At 52.8% G+C, this 1,664-nt stretch carries 2 protein-coding genes and 1 pseudogene; 1 reads left to right on the forward strand and 2 read right to left on the reverse strand.

Annotated elements, in window-relative coordinates:
* Positions 1–219, forward strand: a pseudogene (locus tag IQ219_RS19440) (hypothetical protein); the annotation flags it as partial.
* A gap of 5 nt (positions 220–224) precedes the next feature.
* On the opposite strand, the gene IQ219_RS19445 reads toward IQ219_RS19440, so the two are convergent.
* Together IQ219_RS19445 and IQ219_RS19450 are read right to left on the reverse strand one after the other, a co-directional pair.
* On the reverse strand, positions 225–788 hold the full coding sequence (locus IQ219_RS19445; RefSeq protein WP_194073704.1) for an NUDIX hydrolase: 564 nt from the start codon (positions 786–788) through the stop codon (positions 225–227).
* Between the two features lie 33 nt (positions 789–821).
* The coding region (locus IQ219_RS19450; RefSeq protein WP_194073705.1) for an efflux RND transporter periplasmic adaptor subunit at positions 822–1,664 on the reverse strand (843 nt) is incomplete at its 5' end.

Here is a 1,664-nt window from a genome sequence, read left to right on the forward strand (position 1 = left end):
CGTCCCCTCCGGCGTTTTTGGGATATGGAAGCAACTCTCCAGGGCAATGAACTAGTTTTGGAAAAAGCCACTGACCTGGGGCAGATGCAACGACGGCCAAGCTCAGGCAAACCCACTGGGAAGTCAACGCCTAAACCCAAAACCAGTACACCCAAGCCGGTTAAAAAATCTGCCACTACTCCGCCCAAGTCTTCCCCGGCCAAACGTCGTTTATTTTAGTTTTTTCAAAGCAAATGGCGCATCCAGAAATAACTAGCAATGGATTTAGCGTCAACCATTTCCCCTTTGGCGATCGCCGCTTCAAACTGGTCAAATGTCATTAACACCACTTCAATGTCTTCATCTTCGTCCTGGGCCGGTGGATTGGGTAACTTTTTTAGGTCTGTGGCCAGATAGGCATAGATAATTTCGTCGGAGTAGCCCGGAGCGAGGGGAAATTGACCAATGGTCTGCCAGGTATGGCCCCGGTAACCCGCTTCTTCTTCCAATTCCCGCCTAATGGTTGCCGCTGGATTTTCCCCTACTTCTACGGTGCCCGCCGGAAATTCCAACAGCCGCGCCGCCAAGGCGAAACGATATTGCCGCACTAGCACCAACTGACCTTCGTTGGTAATAGGCACTACTAGGGCACCCCCTGGGTGTTGGATTAATTCCCAGTCCCCTACCACGCCATTGGGTAACTGCCTCCGACTGACATCAAAGTTAAATTTGCGTCCTCGGTAAAAGAGTTTTTGCTGGAGTACCGGGGCAATTTCCAAAGAACGGGGGGATGAATCTGGGGCAATCATACTAAGCAAAAAAGATGGGTCTTAACGATGTGTCTAGGGGGTTGGATTGGATGAGCCTTCTGCTGGTGCTGGCTGGATGGGAGCTCCGTCCTGCACCCTCAATAGCCCCGCAGTGATGACCTTATCCCCCGGTTCCAACCCCGACAAAACTTGGTAATTACTGCCCTGGATACTGCCCAGGTTAACGGCTTTTTGTTGAGCTACTAAGCCTGGCTCCCCGGTTTGCTCGTTTTCCTTTTCTTGGACTACGTAAACAAAACTTTCTCCGCCAATGCGGGTGATGGCCACGGTGGGCACCACTAGCCCCGTGTCTTGCTCCCAAATAATGCGGGCCTGCACTAACTGATTGTTGAGCAGTTTTTGGTCTTGGTTGCTGAAGGTGGCCCTGGCTAATACACTCTGGCCATCATTGTCCACATCGGGGGAGACAAAACTAATTTGCCCCCTGGCGATCGCCGTTTCTTCGCTATTGAGGATTTCCACGGTCAGACCGGGGCGTAACCGGGGCGCTTGGGCGAGGGGCACTGCTAAATTTAGATCCAACTGTTGATTTTCGGTCAAATGAGTCAAATCATCATTGGCCTGGACGTAATCCCCCAATTTCACTGGAATATAGCCCACTATCCCCGCAAAGGGAGCGGTAATTTCCGACTTACCTAGGCGGGCTTGCAAGGTTTTGACGCTGGCCAGGGCTTGCCCCACCCGGGCCCGAGCTTGGGCAATGCTTTCGGGCCTTTCCCCCGCCCGTAAACGGTTTAAATTTTGCCGTTGGGCATCCACCTCCGCCGTTAACCTTTCCACATCGGAGCTGCGGGCTTGTTTAAGCTGTTGTAACCTCCTTTGGGCCGCTTCCACATCGGCGATCGCCTGCCGTTC

Origin of the sequence: Synechocystis sp. LEGE 06083, assembly GCF_015207725.1 — a bacterium.
Classification (GTDB): domain Bacteria; phylum Cyanobacteriota; class Cyanobacteriia; order Cyanobacteriales; family Microcystaceae; genus Synechocystis; species Synechocystis salina.